This is a genomic window from Pseudomonas sp. AK106 (genome assembly GCF_053903055.1).
The window spans coordinates 5,362,480-5,375,696 of record NZ_CP096426.1 but is presented as its reverse complement, the minus strand read 5'-3'; the positions used below and the strand labels follow the sequence as shown (position 1 = coordinate 5,375,696).

The window sequence follows — 13,217 nt, the reverse complement described above, 5'->3', positions numbered from 1 at the left end:
ACACTGCAAAAATTGAGGGTGCTGTTACTGGCCTCTTCCCGGCTAAAGCCGGTCCTACTGACACACCGCGTGCCTTTCGTAGGACTGGCTTTAGCCGGGAAAGCGTAGGTAGGCACACTGCAAAAACTGAGGGACGGCCACTGGCCACTTTCCGGCTGAAGCCGGTCCTACTGACACACGCATGCCTTTCGTAGGACTGGCTTTAGCCGGGAAGGCGTCGGTAGGCACACTGCAAAAATTGAGGGTGCTGTTACTGGCCACTTCCCAGCTAAAGCCAGTCCTACTGACACGCCGCGTGCCTTTAGTGGGACTGGCTTCAGCCGGGAAGGCGCCGGTGGACACACCACAAAAATTAAGGTGCGGCCACTGGCCTCTTCCCGGCTGAAGCCGGTCCTACCAAAACAGCGTCAGCCGGTCCTACTGCCAGCGCCTTACAATTTCAACAATGTCTTCCACGCCCGGCTTTGCAGCACGGTGATGGTTTGCTGGACGCGGGCATCGAGGATTTCGTCGGTGATGTCCAGATGCGCCAGTTGCTCTAGCTTGTTCAACTCGCCGTACAAGCGATCCAGCTCAGGCAGGTCGAGGGCCTGGCGGGCGTAATGCAGCCAGACCTGAAGGCGTTCGATGCGTGGCAGTTGCTCGGCCAGATCTTCCGGCTGTTGCTGGTAGCGCGGCAGGTTCAGCGCGGTGGCTTCATCACCCAGGAAACGCGGTACCCAACTGCTGAGCATCGCGTGGCCCTGACGATTGCCACGGTTGTTGCGCTCCACCGTCCAGCTGCGCGCCATCAACCAGCGCGAGGTGGTCAGCGAGAACAGACCCCAGCGAGTGTCCTGCAACTCTTCGATGAACTGCTCATGGGCGGCGGCGCGTACGTCGCCGTCTTCCTGGCCAGCCAGCACCAGCGTGCGCCAGTCTTCCAGCAAAGCGTCCAGCGCGGCGCGCAGGTCATGGGTCGTGGCGCGCGGAGCGGCCTGACCGAGGCTGCCGGCCAGAGCGCGCAATTCAGCGAGCACTTCGACCCATTCCTGCAACAGGCTCCAGTGACCGTTGAAACGGTACTGCTCGGCCAGACGCTGGCTGCTGCCGAGCAGGAACCAGGCGATGGCGCTGAACGCGTCGTCTACGGAGAGTTCGCCATGCAGCTCGGGTGACGGCAACTTGATCGAGTAGCTGCTGGCGTCGAACAGGCGATAGCCACGTTCGGCCTTGCTGATATCGCAGGGCATCAGCGGCAGCTTCTCGGCCAGCTCTGCAGCCAGTTCCAGCAGCGCGGCAGGGTCGCCTTCGCGCAGCTCAAGCTCCAGCTCGCAGATTTCTTCCTGCTGCTTGCCGGCGACGACCTTGCCCAGGTCCAGCGCCGCTTCGATCACCACCTTGGTCTTGCCACGGCCCCAGGCGATTTCCGCTTTCTCGCGGACGAAATCAGTGGTGAACACCGGCTTGATGGTTTTCTTGTCCAGATCTGCCAGTTGCTCGGGCCAGCATTCGCCGTCGAGCTTCTTCAGGTCCAGCTTGGCTTTGGGTACATCCCAGTTGTATTCGTTACGCTCGGACAGGCCCGCCACGCTCTGGCCGCGGGTCTTGAGGGTCTGAATGATCGCGTCGCCGTCGCGGCGCAGGCGCAGCGCAACCTTGGCATGGGCCAGCTCGCGCTCGGGGGTGTCGAAGTACTGATTGAACAGCTCCAACCGCTCCCAGCCGCTCTTGTTGCGCTTCTTCAGCAACGGGTGCTCGCGCAGGGCTATGAGGGTTTCGCGGCTGACGCGGAGTTTGATTTCGGTTTCTTTCTGCATGGCCGGAGAATCCAAACGCTCTATCGCTGATAACGGGGTCGCAGCCGGAATCGACACAGCTGCGTGGGCCGTGCAGTGTACAGGACATCAACCGTGACAGTTTATTCATGCGGGCCAATCGACCTATGATGGCCGGCGTGTCGTACCCCATTACCGGAGTCGCCTATGCCGTTGCCGTCCATGAAAGACCAGTTCGCCGCCCTGATCGCCGCGCCGTCTGTGAGCTGTACGCAGCCCGCGCTCGACCAGTCCAATCGCGCCGTCATTGATCTGCTGGCAGGTTGGCTGGGCGATCTGGGTTTTGCCTGCGACATCCAGCACGTGAGCCCTGGCAAATTCAATCTGCTGGCAACGTATGGCACCGGCCCCGGCGGGTTGGTGCTCGCGGGCCACAGCGATACGGTCCCTTACGACGATGCGCTGTGGAAGACCGATCCGCTGAAACTGACCGAAGTCGACGGCAATTGGGTAGGACTGGGCAGCTGCGACATGAAGGGCTTCTTCGCGTTGGCCATTGAGGCGCTTCAGCCGCTGCTCGATCAGCCGTTCAAACAGCCGCTGATCATCCTCGCGACCTGCGATGAAGAAAGCTCCATGGCTGGTGCCAAGGCATTGGCTGCGGCGGGCGGCGTGCTCGGCCGCGCGGCGGTTATTGGCGAGCCGACTCGCCTCAAGCCGGTCCGCCTGCACAAAGGCGTGATGATGGAGCGCATCGAGATTCTCGGCCGCAGCGGTCACTCCTCTGACCCGAGCCTGGGGCGTAGCGCCCTGGAAGCCATGTACGACGCCATTGGCGAACTGAAAGGCCTACGCCGACAGTGGCAGGAGCAATACCGCAATCCGCAGTTCAGCGTGCCTCAACCCACCCTGAACTTCGGTTGCATCCATGGCGGCGACAACCCGAACCGCATCTGCGGGCAATGCTCGCTGGAGTTCGACCTGCGCCCGCTGCCGGGGATGGACCCCGAGGTGCTGCGCGCCGCGATCCGGCAGAAACTGCAGCCCGTCGCCGAACTGCACCAAGTACAGATCGACTACGCGCCGCTGTTTTCGGAGGTGTCTCCCTTTGAAGAACGGGCCGATGCGGAACTGGTGCGAATCGCGGAGCGTCTGACCGGTCATGCGGCCGAAGCAGTGGCATTTGGCACCGAAGCGCCTTATCTTCAGCGCCTTGGTTGTGAAACCATCGTGATGGGGCCCGGGGATATTGCCTGTGCGCACCAGCCCGGTGAGTATCTTGAAATGTCACGTTTGCAGCCTACAGTGCGTCTGTTACGTCAATTGATCGAACATTACTGCCTGGCTACCCCTTGAGTGCCCTTGAATGCGCCCACGTGCTGGTTGAGTCAGGGCCTGTCTGAGAATTACCCGAAAAGGAGAGTACGCGTGTTGCGATGCCTGTTCCGACGATAACGCTCATGCCGTCTTGAGTGCTTCCACCCCTTCGTCCATCCACTACAGGCTCCTTTCGGATATGCCCGATTACGTCAATTGGCTCCGCCACGCGTCTCCCTACATCAATGCCCACCGGGATTGCACCTTCGTCGTCATGCTTCCGGGCGATGGCGTGGCGCACCCGAACTTCGGCAATATCGTCCACGACCTCGTGTTGCTGCACAGCCTCGGCGTGCGCCTCGTGCTGGTTTACGGCTCCCGCCCGCAGATCGAAAGCCGCTTGCAGGCCCGTGGCCTGACGCCGCATTTCCATCACGACATGCGCGTGACTGATTTCGCCACGCTCGAATGCGTGATCGACGCCGTTGGCGCCCTGCGAATTGCCATCGAAGCGCGTCTGTCGATGGACATGGCCGCCTCGCCGATGCAGGGCTCGCGGTTGCGCGTGACCGGTGGCAACTTTGTCACGGCGCGTCCGATCGGCGTCCTCGAGGGCGTCGATTTCCAGCACACCGGCGAAGTGCGCCGTATCGACCGCAAGGGCATCAGCCGGCTGCTCGACGAACGCTCCATCGTGTTGCTTTCACCGCTGGGTTACTCGCCCACCGGCGAGATCTTCAACCTGGCCTGCGAAGACGTCGCGACGCGCGCGGCCATTGATCTGGGGGCGGAAAAGCTGCTGCTGTTTGGCGCCGAGTCAGGCTTGCTGGACGAGCAGGGCCGATTGGTCCGTGAGCTGCGTCCACAACAGGTCCCCGCGCACCTACAGCGCCTGGGCAGCAACTACCAGGCGGAACTGCTGGATGCCGCGGCCCAGGCCTGTCGCGGTGGTGTGGCGCGCAGCCATATCGTCAGCTATGCCGAAGACGGCGCGCTGCTCTCCGAGCTGTTCACCCGAGCCGGCGGCGGGACACTGGTGGCCCAGGAGCAGTTCGAGCTGGTGCGCGAAGCGTCGATCGGCGATGTCGGCGGGCTCATCGACCTCATCACGCCGTTGGAAGAGCAGGGCATCCTGGTGCGTCGGTCGCGGGAAGTGCTGGAGCGGGAAATCGAGCAGTTCAGCGTGGTTGAGCGCGAAGGCCTGATCATCGCCTGCGCGGCGCTGTACCCGATTGCCGATTCCGACGCGGGTGAGTTGGCATGTCTGGCAGTGAATCCCGAGTATCGCCACGGCGGGCGCGGCGACGAGCTGCTTGAACGCATCGAAGAACGCGCCCGGGCGCTGGGTCTGAAAACCCTGTTCGTCCTCACCACGCGTACGGCGCACTGGTTCCAGGAGCGCGGTTTCGAGGCCAGCAGCGTCGATCGCCTGCCCAGCGCACGTGCGTCACTGTACAACTACCAGCGTAATTCGAAGATTTTCGAGAAGGCGATCTAAGCGAAGCGCGTCAGGGCCTGAAGCCTGACGCGCATTTTCGGTTCGATACAACCCTTGTGGGAGCGAGCTTGCTCGCGAAGGGGCAGGTCAGACGATACATCTCCCTCGCCTGAGACACCGCTTTCGCGAGCAAGGTGGAGCGCCACCCCGGTCGTCCCACCGTTTGCAACGGGTCTGGCGTCAGTTGCTGATCGCCAGAATGCTCGCCTGATACGCACCCACGAACGTGTCGAAATCCACTTTCTCTTCGGTCTGTTCCAGCTCCGCTTGCTGAGCCAGGGACTCACGCGCCTTGCTCTCAAAATGCGTCTGGTCCTCTGCGCTCAGCGGATTGCTGCGGAAATGATCAGCGTGAACCTGTGACTGGCGCAGCGAGAAGGCCGTGAAGCCTTCCTTGTGCTCGGTCATGGCCGCCAGCACCTGTGCCGAAGGCGTCAGGGAGGCGTCCGCCACTTTCGCGCGCTGAGCGTCCAGCGATTTGACGTGCTGATCCGTGCCCTGGCTGGCATCGAGCAGTTCACAGATCGGCCTGATCGTGTCCAGCATCTCGTTGGCCCAGACTTTCAAGTCGATCGTCGTATCGTTGCGGTTCAGTTGCAGGCCGGGACGGCGACCTTCCTTGACCACGGTCAGGAAGTTCGTGCTGGCGTTGCCGCACTCGTTGCTCGCCAGCTGCGGGCTGTCGTGCAGCGCGCAATACAGAATGAACGCATCGATGAAGCGCGATTGCTCAAGGTCGATGCCCACCGGCAGGAACGGGTTGATGTCCAGGCAACGGACTTCCACGTACTGCACCCCGCGCGCGACGAGCGCCTGAATCGGACGCTCACCGGAATAGGTGACGCGTTTCGGGCGGATCGTCGAGTAGTACTCGTTCTCGATCTGCAGCACGTTGGTGTTCAGCTGAATCCACTCGCCATCCTTGTGCGTGCCGATTTCGACGTAAGGCGCGTAGGGCGTTGCCACCGCGCGGCGCAGGCTATCGGTGTACGTCAGCAGGTCGTTGTAGCAGGGCGTCAGGTCCGCCTGGGCGTTGCTTTGGTAACCCAGATCGCTCATCCGCAGGCTGGTCGCGTACGGCAGATACAGCGTTTCGGCGTCAAATTGCTCAAGCTGATGCGAGCGGCCGCGCAGGAAACTGGCATCCAGCGCCGGCGACGCGCCGAACAGGTACATCAGCAGCCAGCTGTAACGACGGAAGTTGCGAATCAGGCCGATATAGCTCTCGGACTGGAAATCGCGGTCATCGCCTTCGAATTTCGCGTCTTGCTTGAGCACGGGCCAGATGGCTTCGGGCAGCGAGAAGTTGTAGTGAATGCCGGCAATGCACTGCATGGTTTTGCCGTAACGCAAGGCAAGGCCCTGACGGTAGACGTACTTGAGCTTGCCGATGTTGGAGGTGCCGTAATAGGCGATCGGAATATCTGCTTCGGCCGGCAGCGGGCACGGCATCGAAGGGCTCCAGATGTATTCGCTGCCCAGTTTGCTGTACGCGAAGCGATGGATTTTATCCAGGCTTTCCAGCGTTTGAGCAGGGTCGGCCAGGGCGGGAGTGATGAACTCCAGCAGCGACTCGGAGTAATCGGTGGTGATTTGCTCGTTGGTCAGCGCCGCGCCGAGGGCTTCAGGGTGCGGGGTTTGTGCCAGACGGCCTTCGCCCGTAACGCGCAGGCATTCACGCTCGATGCCGTGCAAGCACTTCTCCAGAAGGGAGAGGTTGGAGTGCTCGCCAAGCAGAGTCAGGCGGCGGTTGAGAAGTTCGCTCAAGTTGGAATCCTTCACGCGTCAGTCGGCCCTATATGGGGGCGATATGGCGGTCTACAAGGGTGAAGAAAGGAACTGGCGTTTTCGCCTCGTCGATGGCCCTAACGCCGATGCCCGTCGCTGATCGTTCCTACAAGGAAATCAGATAATTTCGACACTGCTGAACAGTGCCGAAATTAACTCATAACGCTATCGGACAGCTAGACGATCGCAAACGTGCCCTGCGCTTTGGCAACCAGCTTGTCGTTCTGGCGAACGTCGGCTTCGACCACCAGGGTTCGGCGTCCGGCATGCAGCACGGTGCTGGTGCAGATGACTTCACCCTCGGCCACAGCACGCATGTAATTGATTTTGCATTCCACGGTGACACTTTGCTTGTCGAAGCCGTGGGTGCTGGAGCAGGCCAGCCCCATGGTGATGTCTACCAGACTGAACAGCGCGCCGCCGTGCATGACATTGCCGCGATTGCGCAGGTGCGGCTCCAGCGGCAAGGCCACGACGGCGACACCTTCATTCAACTGCACCACCCGGCAGCCGAGCGTCTTGAAGTAGGCGCTCTGAGTCAATTCATCAGGGATATCCATCAGCGCTTCTTCAATTGCTTGGCGTTGGCGAACAGCGACGCCATCGGATTGTTGCTCGGCGCCGGGGTGGGGGCTTCCTTACGGGGGGCATTGCTGTGCTGCTGGCGCGGCGCCGCACCAGGACGGGCACCGCGAGCGCCGTCGACTTTCTCGCCCGGCGTGTCGCTCATGCGCATCGACAGACCGACGCGCTTACGCGGAATGTCCACTTCCATCACCTTGACCTTCACCACATCGCCGGCTTTGACCGCTTCGCGAGGGTCCTTGATGAATTTCTCCGAAAGCGCAGAGATGTGCACCAAACCGTCCTGATGCACGCCGATATCAACGAACGCACCAAAGTTGGTAACGTTGGTGACTACGCCTTCGAGGATCATGCCCGGCTGAAGGTCCTTCAAGTCTTCAACGCCGTCCTGAAACTCAGCGGTCTTGAATCCCGGACGCGGATCGCGGCCCGGTTTTTCCAGTTCTTGAAGGATGTCGGTGACGGTCGGCAGGCCGAAGGTTTCGTCTGTGAATTTCTTCGGGTCGAGACGCTTCAGAAAGCCTGCATCGCCGATCAGCGAGCGGATGTCGCGATCGGTCTGGGCGGCAATGCGCTGCACCAGGGGGTACGCCTCAGGGTGAACGGCGGACGAGTCCAGCGGGTTGTCACCGTTCATGACGCGCAGAAAGCCTGCGGCCTGTTCGAAGGTTTTCTCGCCCAGGCGCGGGACTTTCTTCAGCGCCGCACGGGTCTTGAACGCGCCATTCTGGTCGCGGTGGGAAACGATATTCTGCGCCAGCGTGGTGTTCAGGCCGGAAATCCGCGCCAGCAGGGCCACGGAGGCGGTGTTCACATCCACACCCACGGCGTTCACGCAGTCTTCTACCACCGCGTCGAGGCCGCGGGCGAGTTTGAGTTGTGAGACGTCATGCTGGTACTGGCCAACACCAATGGATTTCGGGTCGATTTTCACCAGTTCGGCAAGCGGGTCCTGCAAGCGGCGGGCGATGGACACCGCGCCACGGATCGAAACGTCGAGGTCCGGGAATTCCTTGGCAGCGAGTTCCGAAGCCGAGTACACCGAAGCGCCGGCTTCAGAGACCATGACTTTGGTCATCTTCAGACCTGGATACTTTTTGATCAGATCGCCGGCTAGCTTGTCGGTTTCGCGGCTTGCGGTGCCGTTGCCGATCGCGATCAGGTCAACGGAATGCTTGGCGCACAGGGCTGCCAGCACGGCGATCGTCTGATCCCACTGGTTTTTTGGTACGTGCGGGTAGACCGTGGCGTAGTCCAGCAGTTTGCCGGTGCTGTCGACCACGGCGACCTTGCAGCCGGTGCGCAGGCCCGGGTCGAGGCCCAGCGTTGCGCGGGGTCCTGCTGGCGCGGCCAACAACAGGTCGTGCAGGTTGTGAGCGAATACGTTGATCGCTTCGGTCTCGGCACCTTCGCGCAGCTCGCCGAGCAGGTCGGTTTCGAGGCTGGAGTACAGCTTGACCTTCCAGGTCCAGCGCACGACTTCGGCCAGCCACTTGTCTGCAGGGCGGTTCTGGTTCTGCAGGCCGAAGCGCTCGCTGATCATCATTTCGCAGGGGTGCAGGGTGCCGGGCAATTCTTCCCCGACTTTCAGCGCCGAGCTCAGCACGCCCTCGTTGCGACCCCGAAAGATCGCCAGCGCGCGGTGCGACGGCATGCTCTTGAGCGGCTCGTCGTGTTCGAAGTAATCGCGGAATTTGGCGCCTTCTTCCTCTTTACCCGGGACCACCCGGGCACTGATCACGGCTTCGTGCTTGAGGAAGCTGCGCAGCTTCTCCAGCAGCGTCGCGTCTTCGGCAAAGCGCTCCATCAGAATGTATTTGGCGCCTTCGAGCACGGCCTTGACGTCGGCGAAGCCTTTCTCGGCATCGACGAATCGCGCGGCTTCGGCTTCGGGAGTAAGCGTCGGGTCGTTGAAGATCCCGTCGGCCAGCTCGCCCAGGCCGGCTTCCAGCGCGATCTGGCCTTTGGTGCGGCGCTTCTGCTTGTACGGCAGATACAAGTCTTCAAGGCGGGTCTTGGTGTCGGCGAGCTTGATGTCGCGCGCCAGTTCAGGGGTCAGCTTGCCTTGCTCTTCGATGCTGGCAAGGATGCTGATGCGGCGCTCGTCGAGTTCGCGCAGGTAGCGCAGGCGCTCTTCCAGATGACGCAGCTGCGTGTCATCGAGGCTGCCAGTGACTTCCTTGCGGTAACGAGCGATGAAAGGCACCGTTGAGCCTTCATCCAGTAGCGCGACGGCCGCTTCGACCTGTTGCGGGCGGACGCCGAGTTCCTCGGCGATGCGGCTGTTGATACTGTCCATAAAACCACCTGGCAAATGTGTGTGCATAAAATCAGCGGCTGGCGAACCGCCTTGAACGAGCGTTGCCTGACCTTGAGGGCGGCGCATTATACCCAGTGAGCCTTGAATAGGGGATTGCCCGGTCGATACGCCGGTTTCAGCCCGCGTAGCCGCCGTGAATCAGCCTTAAGTGACTCAACGAGAGCACCCATGTGGATTCAGGAAAAATCTGCTAACAATGCACACGGTGCGCATCACTGCAGCTACGCCATAATGCGCGCCGAGATCAAAGGAGCTTCCAATGAGCAGCACTGCACAAACGGCTGAAGGCGAGAAAATCCTCATCGTTGACGATGACCCGGGCTTGAGCAGCCTGCTAGAACGCTTTTTCAACAGCAAGGGCTACCGCGCCCGGGCTGTGCCCAACGTGGAGCAAATGGATCGGCTGCTGGCGCGCGAAGTGTTTCACCTCGTGGTGCTGGACCTGATGCTGCCGGGCGAAGACGGGCTGTCCGCCTGCCGCCGCCTGCGCGCCGCGAACAATCAAGTCCCTATCATCATGCTCACCGCCAAGGGCGACGAGCTCAGTCGCATCAAGGGCCTCGAGCTCGGCGCTGATGACTACCTCGCAAAACCTTTCAACCCTGACGAACTGATGGCCCGCGTTCGCGCTGTGCTGCGTCGTCAATCCGCACCCGTACCTGGCGCGCCTGCCACGGAAGACGAAACCGTCACCTTTGGCGACTACGCTCTGTCCCTCGCCACCCGCGAGCTCAAGCGTGGCGACGAAGTGCACATGCTCACGACCGGTGAATTCGCCGTGTTGAAGGCATTGGTCATGCACGCCCGTGAGCCGCTGACGCGAGACAAGCTGATGAACCTGGCTCGGGGCCGTGAGTGGGACGCTCTGGAGCGCTCCATCGATGTCCAGATCTCCCGTCTGCGCCGTCTGATTGAAGTGGACGCTGCCAAGCCGCGTTACATTCAGACGGTCTGGGGAGTGGGTTATGTTTTCGTGCCAGACGGTGCCAACAAGCAGTAACAGCAAGTTCGACGGTAACCTGCCGGGCCTGTCTCACGCCCGCCTACGTTAGCCAGTCACCTCGATGTTCGCGAAAGCGGCCATTGGCGTGACTGGTTTTTGCTGTGTCATGTGTTCCGCAAATTCGCGAGCCCGGCTCGCTTCCGCAAAGTGTGTAGCTGCTGTTATGAAGACACCGCTCTGGTTCCCGCAAAGTTTTTTCTCCCGCACCCTGTGGCTGGTGCTCATTGTCGTGCTGTTTTCGAAGGCGCTGACCCTCGTCTATTTGCTGATGAACGAGGATGTTCTGGTCGATCGTCAATACAGCCACGGCGTTGCACTCACTTTGCGGGCTTACTGGGCGGCCGATGAGAGTGACCGGCAGACCATCGCTGACGCCGCCGGACTGATCCGCGTGGTGGGCGGTGGTGTACCGGAAGGCGAGCAGCACTGGCCGTACTCCGAAATCTACCAACGGCAGATGCAGGATGAGCTGGGCGCGGACACCGAGGTGCGCCTGCGTGTCCACGCGCCCCCCGCGCTATGGGTGAGGGCGCCGAGTCTTGGCGATGGCTGGCTGAAAGTGCCGCTGTACCCGCATCCGTTGCGCGGGCAGAAAATCTGGAGCGTGCTGGGCTGGTTCCTGGCGATCGGATTACTCTCGACGGCCTCGGCCTGGATCTTCGTCAGCCAGCTCAATCAGCCGCTCAAGCGCCTGGTGTTTGCGGCCCGCCAATTGGGCCAGGGCCGCAGCGTGCGTTTGCCGGTGGGTGACACGCCCAGCGAGATAACCGAGGTCTACCGCGCGTTCAACCAGATGGCCGAAGACGTGGAGCAGGCCGGGCAGGAGCGCGAACTGATGCTGGCCGGGGTGTCTCACGATTTGCGGACGCCGCTGACCCGGCTGCGTCTGTCCCTTGAGCTGATGCCGACCAATAACGAGTTCATGGAAGGCATGGTTCGCGACATCGAAGACATGGACGCGATCCTCGATCAATTCCTGGCATTCATCCGGGACGGGCGTGATGAAGAGGTCGAAGAAGTCGATCTGGTCGAGCTGGTCCATGAAGTCGTCGCGCCGTACAACAACCCGGTGGAGCAAGTACGGCTGTGCCTGGAGTCCATTCCGCCTTTCCCGTTGCGACGGGTTTCCATGAAACGTTTGCTCAACAACCTCATTGGCAATGCGATGCACCATGCCGGTGACGGGGTTGAAGTCGCGGCCTATGTTTCCGGCGACAGCGGCGCGCCCTACGTGGTGCTGAGTGTGCTGGACAGGGGCATGGGGATCGATCCGTCGGAGCTGGAAGGTATTTTCAATCCCTTCATCCGTGGTGACCGCGCCAGAAGCGGCAAGGGGACAGGGCTTGGCCTGGCGATCGTCAAGCGCATTGCCGCAATGCACGGCGGTAATGTCGAGCTGCGTAATCGTTCGGGAGGCGGGCTGGAGGCCAGAGTTCGCCTGCCGTTGGGGTTGTTGCTGCCGCGGGATGCCGATTGATTCGTTCGTGATTCTGCCTGGAGGCCGTGGGCGGGTGGGGTACTCGCGACCATAGCCTCCGTGCAGAGACGGGCTTGGGGGTTATCCTTTGCCTTTGGTGCGGGTCATGTGCGGCCCGCCGTTTTTCTCGATGTACTCGATGATTATCCCCGCGACATCCTTGCCGGTGGTGGTTTCAATGCCTTCAAGACCTGGCGATGAGTTCACCTCCATCACCAGTGGCCCGTGGTTGGAACGCAGGATATCGACGCCTGCCACACTCAGGCCCATGACCTTGGCCGCGCGAATGGCTGTCATGCGCTCTTCCGGGGTGATCTTGATGAGGCTGGCGGTGCCGCCGCGATGCAGGTTGGAGCGGAACTCCCCCGGTTTCGCCTGGCGCTTCATCGACGCAATGACCTTGTCACCCACCACGAAGCAGCGGATATCGGCGCCACCGGCTTCTTTGATGTACTCCTGCACCATGATGTCCTGTTTCAGCCCCATGAAGGCCTCAATCACGGATTCGGCCGCGGTCGCGGTTTCGCACAGCACCACGCCAATACCTTGCGTCCCCTCGAGCACCTTGATTACCAGAGGCGCGCCGTTGACCATCTGGATCAGGTCAGGGATGTCATCCGGTGAGTGGGCGAAGCCGGTGACGGGCAAGCCAATGCCTCGACGTGACAACAGCTGCAGCGAGCGCAGCTTGTCGCGGGAGCGCGCGATGGCGACGGATTCGTTGAGCGGGAACACGCCCATCATTTCAAACTGACGCAGCACGGCGCAGCCGTAGAAGGTCACGGAGGCGCCGATGCGGGGTATCACCGCATCAAAGCCTTCCAGGGGTTTTCCTCGGTAGTGGATCTGCGGCTTATGACTGGCAATGTTCATATAGGCGCGCAGGGTATCGACCACCACGACCTCATGGCCGCGCTGGATTCCAGCTTCGACCAGACGACGAGTTGAATACAGACGCGGGTTTCGCGAAAGCACAGCGATCTTCATGCAGCACCTGTGGCAGAGAGATTTGAAGCCGGGAACACCGGCTTGTCCTGAATATATGTCACACCCGGATTGACCACCAACTGGCCGTCAATCAGGGCTTTGGAACCCAGCAGCAGCCGGTAGCGCATGGCCTTGCGGCAGGCCAGCGTGAATTCCACCGGCCAGACCCTGTCCCCCAGCGCCAGCGTCGTACGAATAACGTAGCGAACCTGGGCGTGGCCGTTGGAGCTTTTGATGGTTTTCATCGCCACCAATTGAGCCTCACAGCGACGGTGACGCAGCTGCACCACCGTCCCCAGATGAGCGTTGAAGCGCACCCATTTCTCACCGTCCCGTTCGAACGGCTCTATTTCTGTCGCGTGCAGGCTGGAAGTGCTGGCACCGGTGTCGATTTTTGCGCGCAGCCCGGCGACGCCCAGATGGGGCAAAGCCACCCATTCGCGCAGGCCGATGACTGTCAGATGGTCAAATGTTTTCAAATCGGT

General features: G+C 61.3%; 10 protein-coding genes. 4 read left to right on the top strand and 6 right to left on the bottom strand.

The genetic code is table 11. The annotated features are described in order from the left end of the window. Positions 1-431: 431 nt before the first annotated feature. Positions 432-1,799 (bottom strand): CYTH domain-containing protein, encoded by a 1,368-nt coding sequence (locus M1E04_RS23535; RefSeq protein WP_456292135.1) that lies wholly within the window; start codon positions 1,797-1,799, stop codon positions 432-434. 165 nt (positions 1,800-1,964) lie between these two features. Between M1E04_RS23535 and argE the strand changes: the two genes are divergently transcribed. Continuing rightward, positions 1,965-3,113, top strand: a complete 1,149-nt coding sequence (gene argE / locus M1E04_RS23530; protein ID WP_456292134.1) for an acetylornithine deacetylase — start codon at positions 1,965-1,967, stop codon at positions 3,111-3,113. Between the two features lie 160 nt (positions 3,114-3,273). Further along, entirely contained in the window at positions 3,274-4,572 is a 1,299-nt protein-coding gene (argA, locus tag M1E04_RS23525; protein ID WP_065987444.1) for an amino-acid N-acetyltransferase, read from the top strand. A gap of 180 nt (positions 4,573-4,752) precedes the next feature. Here the strand turns inward: argA and gshA are convergent, their stop codons facing one another. From gshA to M1E04_RS23510, 3 genes are all read right to left on the bottom strand, one after another. Beyond that, positions 4,753-6,339 carry a glutamate--cysteine ligase gene (gshA, locus tag M1E04_RS23520; RefSeq protein ID WP_192130717.1) on the bottom strand — a complete coding sequence of 529 codons (1,587 nt, stop codon included), beginning with the start codon at positions 6,337-6,339 and terminating at the stop codon, positions 4,753-4,755. A 197-nt stretch (positions 6,340-6,536) separates the two neighbouring features. Then, positions 6,537-6,920, bottom strand: coding sequence for a PaaI family thioesterase (locus M1E04_RS23515; protein WP_065987442.1), 384 nt, complete (start codon positions 6,918-6,920; stop codon positions 6,537-6,539). Beyond that, positions 6,920-9,244, bottom strand: coding sequence for a Tex family protein (locus tag M1E04_RS23510; protein ID WP_192130718.1), 2,325 nt, complete (start codon positions 9,242-9,244; stop codon positions 6,920-6,922). The genes M1E04_RS23515 and M1E04_RS23510 overlap by 1 nt, the downstream gene beginning before the upstream one ends. A gap of 280 nt (positions 9,245-9,524) precedes the next feature. On the opposite strand from M1E04_RS23510, the gene ompR reads away from it, so the two are divergent. Then, the gene (gene ompR / locus M1E04_RS23505; RefSeq protein ID WP_065987440.1) at positions 9,525-10,265 is read left to right on the top strand and encodes an osmolarity response regulator transcription factor OmpR; all 741 of its coding nucleotides are present in this window, start codon (positions 9,525-9,527) and stop codon (positions 10,263-10,265) included. Positions 10,266-10,431: 166 nt separating this feature from the next. Then, complete coding sequence (locus tag M1E04_RS23500) at positions 10,432-11,745, top strand: ATP-binding protein (protein ID WP_065987439.1); 1,314 nt, start codon at positions 10,432-10,434, stop codon at positions 11,743-11,745. An 81-nt stretch (positions 11,746-11,826) separates the two neighbouring features. Here the strand turns inward: M1E04_RS23500 and rimK are convergent, their stop codons facing one another. Both rimK and rimB read right to left on the bottom strand, forming a co-directional pair. After that, on the bottom strand, positions 11,827-12,732 hold the full coding sequence (gene rimK, locus M1E04_RS23495) for a 30S ribosomal protein S6--L-glutamate ligase (RefSeq protein WP_065987438.1): 906 nt from the start codon (positions 12,730-12,732) through the stop codon (positions 11,827-11,829). Further along, on the bottom strand, positions 12,729-13,211 hold the full coding sequence (rimB, locus tag M1E04_RS23490) for a retropepsin-like aspartic endopeptidase RimB (RefSeq protein WP_065987437.1): 483 nt from the start codon (positions 13,209-13,211) through the stop codon (positions 12,729-12,731). The genes rimK and rimB overlap by 4 nt, the downstream gene beginning before the upstream one ends. Positions 13,212-13,217 lie beyond the last annotated feature (6 nt).

Coding starts and splice junctions, on each gene's coding strand:
- M1E04_RS23510 (WP_192130718.1), bottom strand. CDS start 9,244: ATGGACAGTATCAACAGCCGCATCGCCGAGGAACTCGGCGTCCGCCCG.
- M1E04_RS23500 (WP_065987439.1), top strand. CDS start 10,432: ATGAAGACACCGCTCTGGTTCCCGCAAAGTTTTTTCTCCCGCACCCTG.
- M1E04_RS23535 (WP_456292135.1), bottom strand. CDS start 1,799: ATGCAGAAAGAAACCGAAATCAAACTCCGCGTCAGCCGCGAAACCCTC.
- M1E04_RS23515 (WP_065987442.1), bottom strand. CDS start 6,920: ATGGATATCCCTGATGAATTGACTCAGAGCGCCTACTTCAAGACGCTC.
- ompR (WP_065987440.1), top strand. CDS start 9,525: ATGAGCAGCACTGCACAAACGGCTGAAGGCGAGAAAATCCTCATCGTT.
- rimK (WP_065987438.1), bottom strand. CDS start 12,732: ATGAAGATCGCTGTGCTTTCGCGAAACCCGCGTCTGTATTCAACTCGT.
- argA (WP_065987444.1), top strand. CDS start 3,274: ATGCCCGATTACGTCAATTGGCTCCGCCACGCGTCTCCCTACATCAAT.
- argE (WP_456292134.1), top strand. CDS start 1,965: ATGCCGTTGCCGTCCATGAAAGACCAGTTCGCCGCCCTGATCGCCGCG.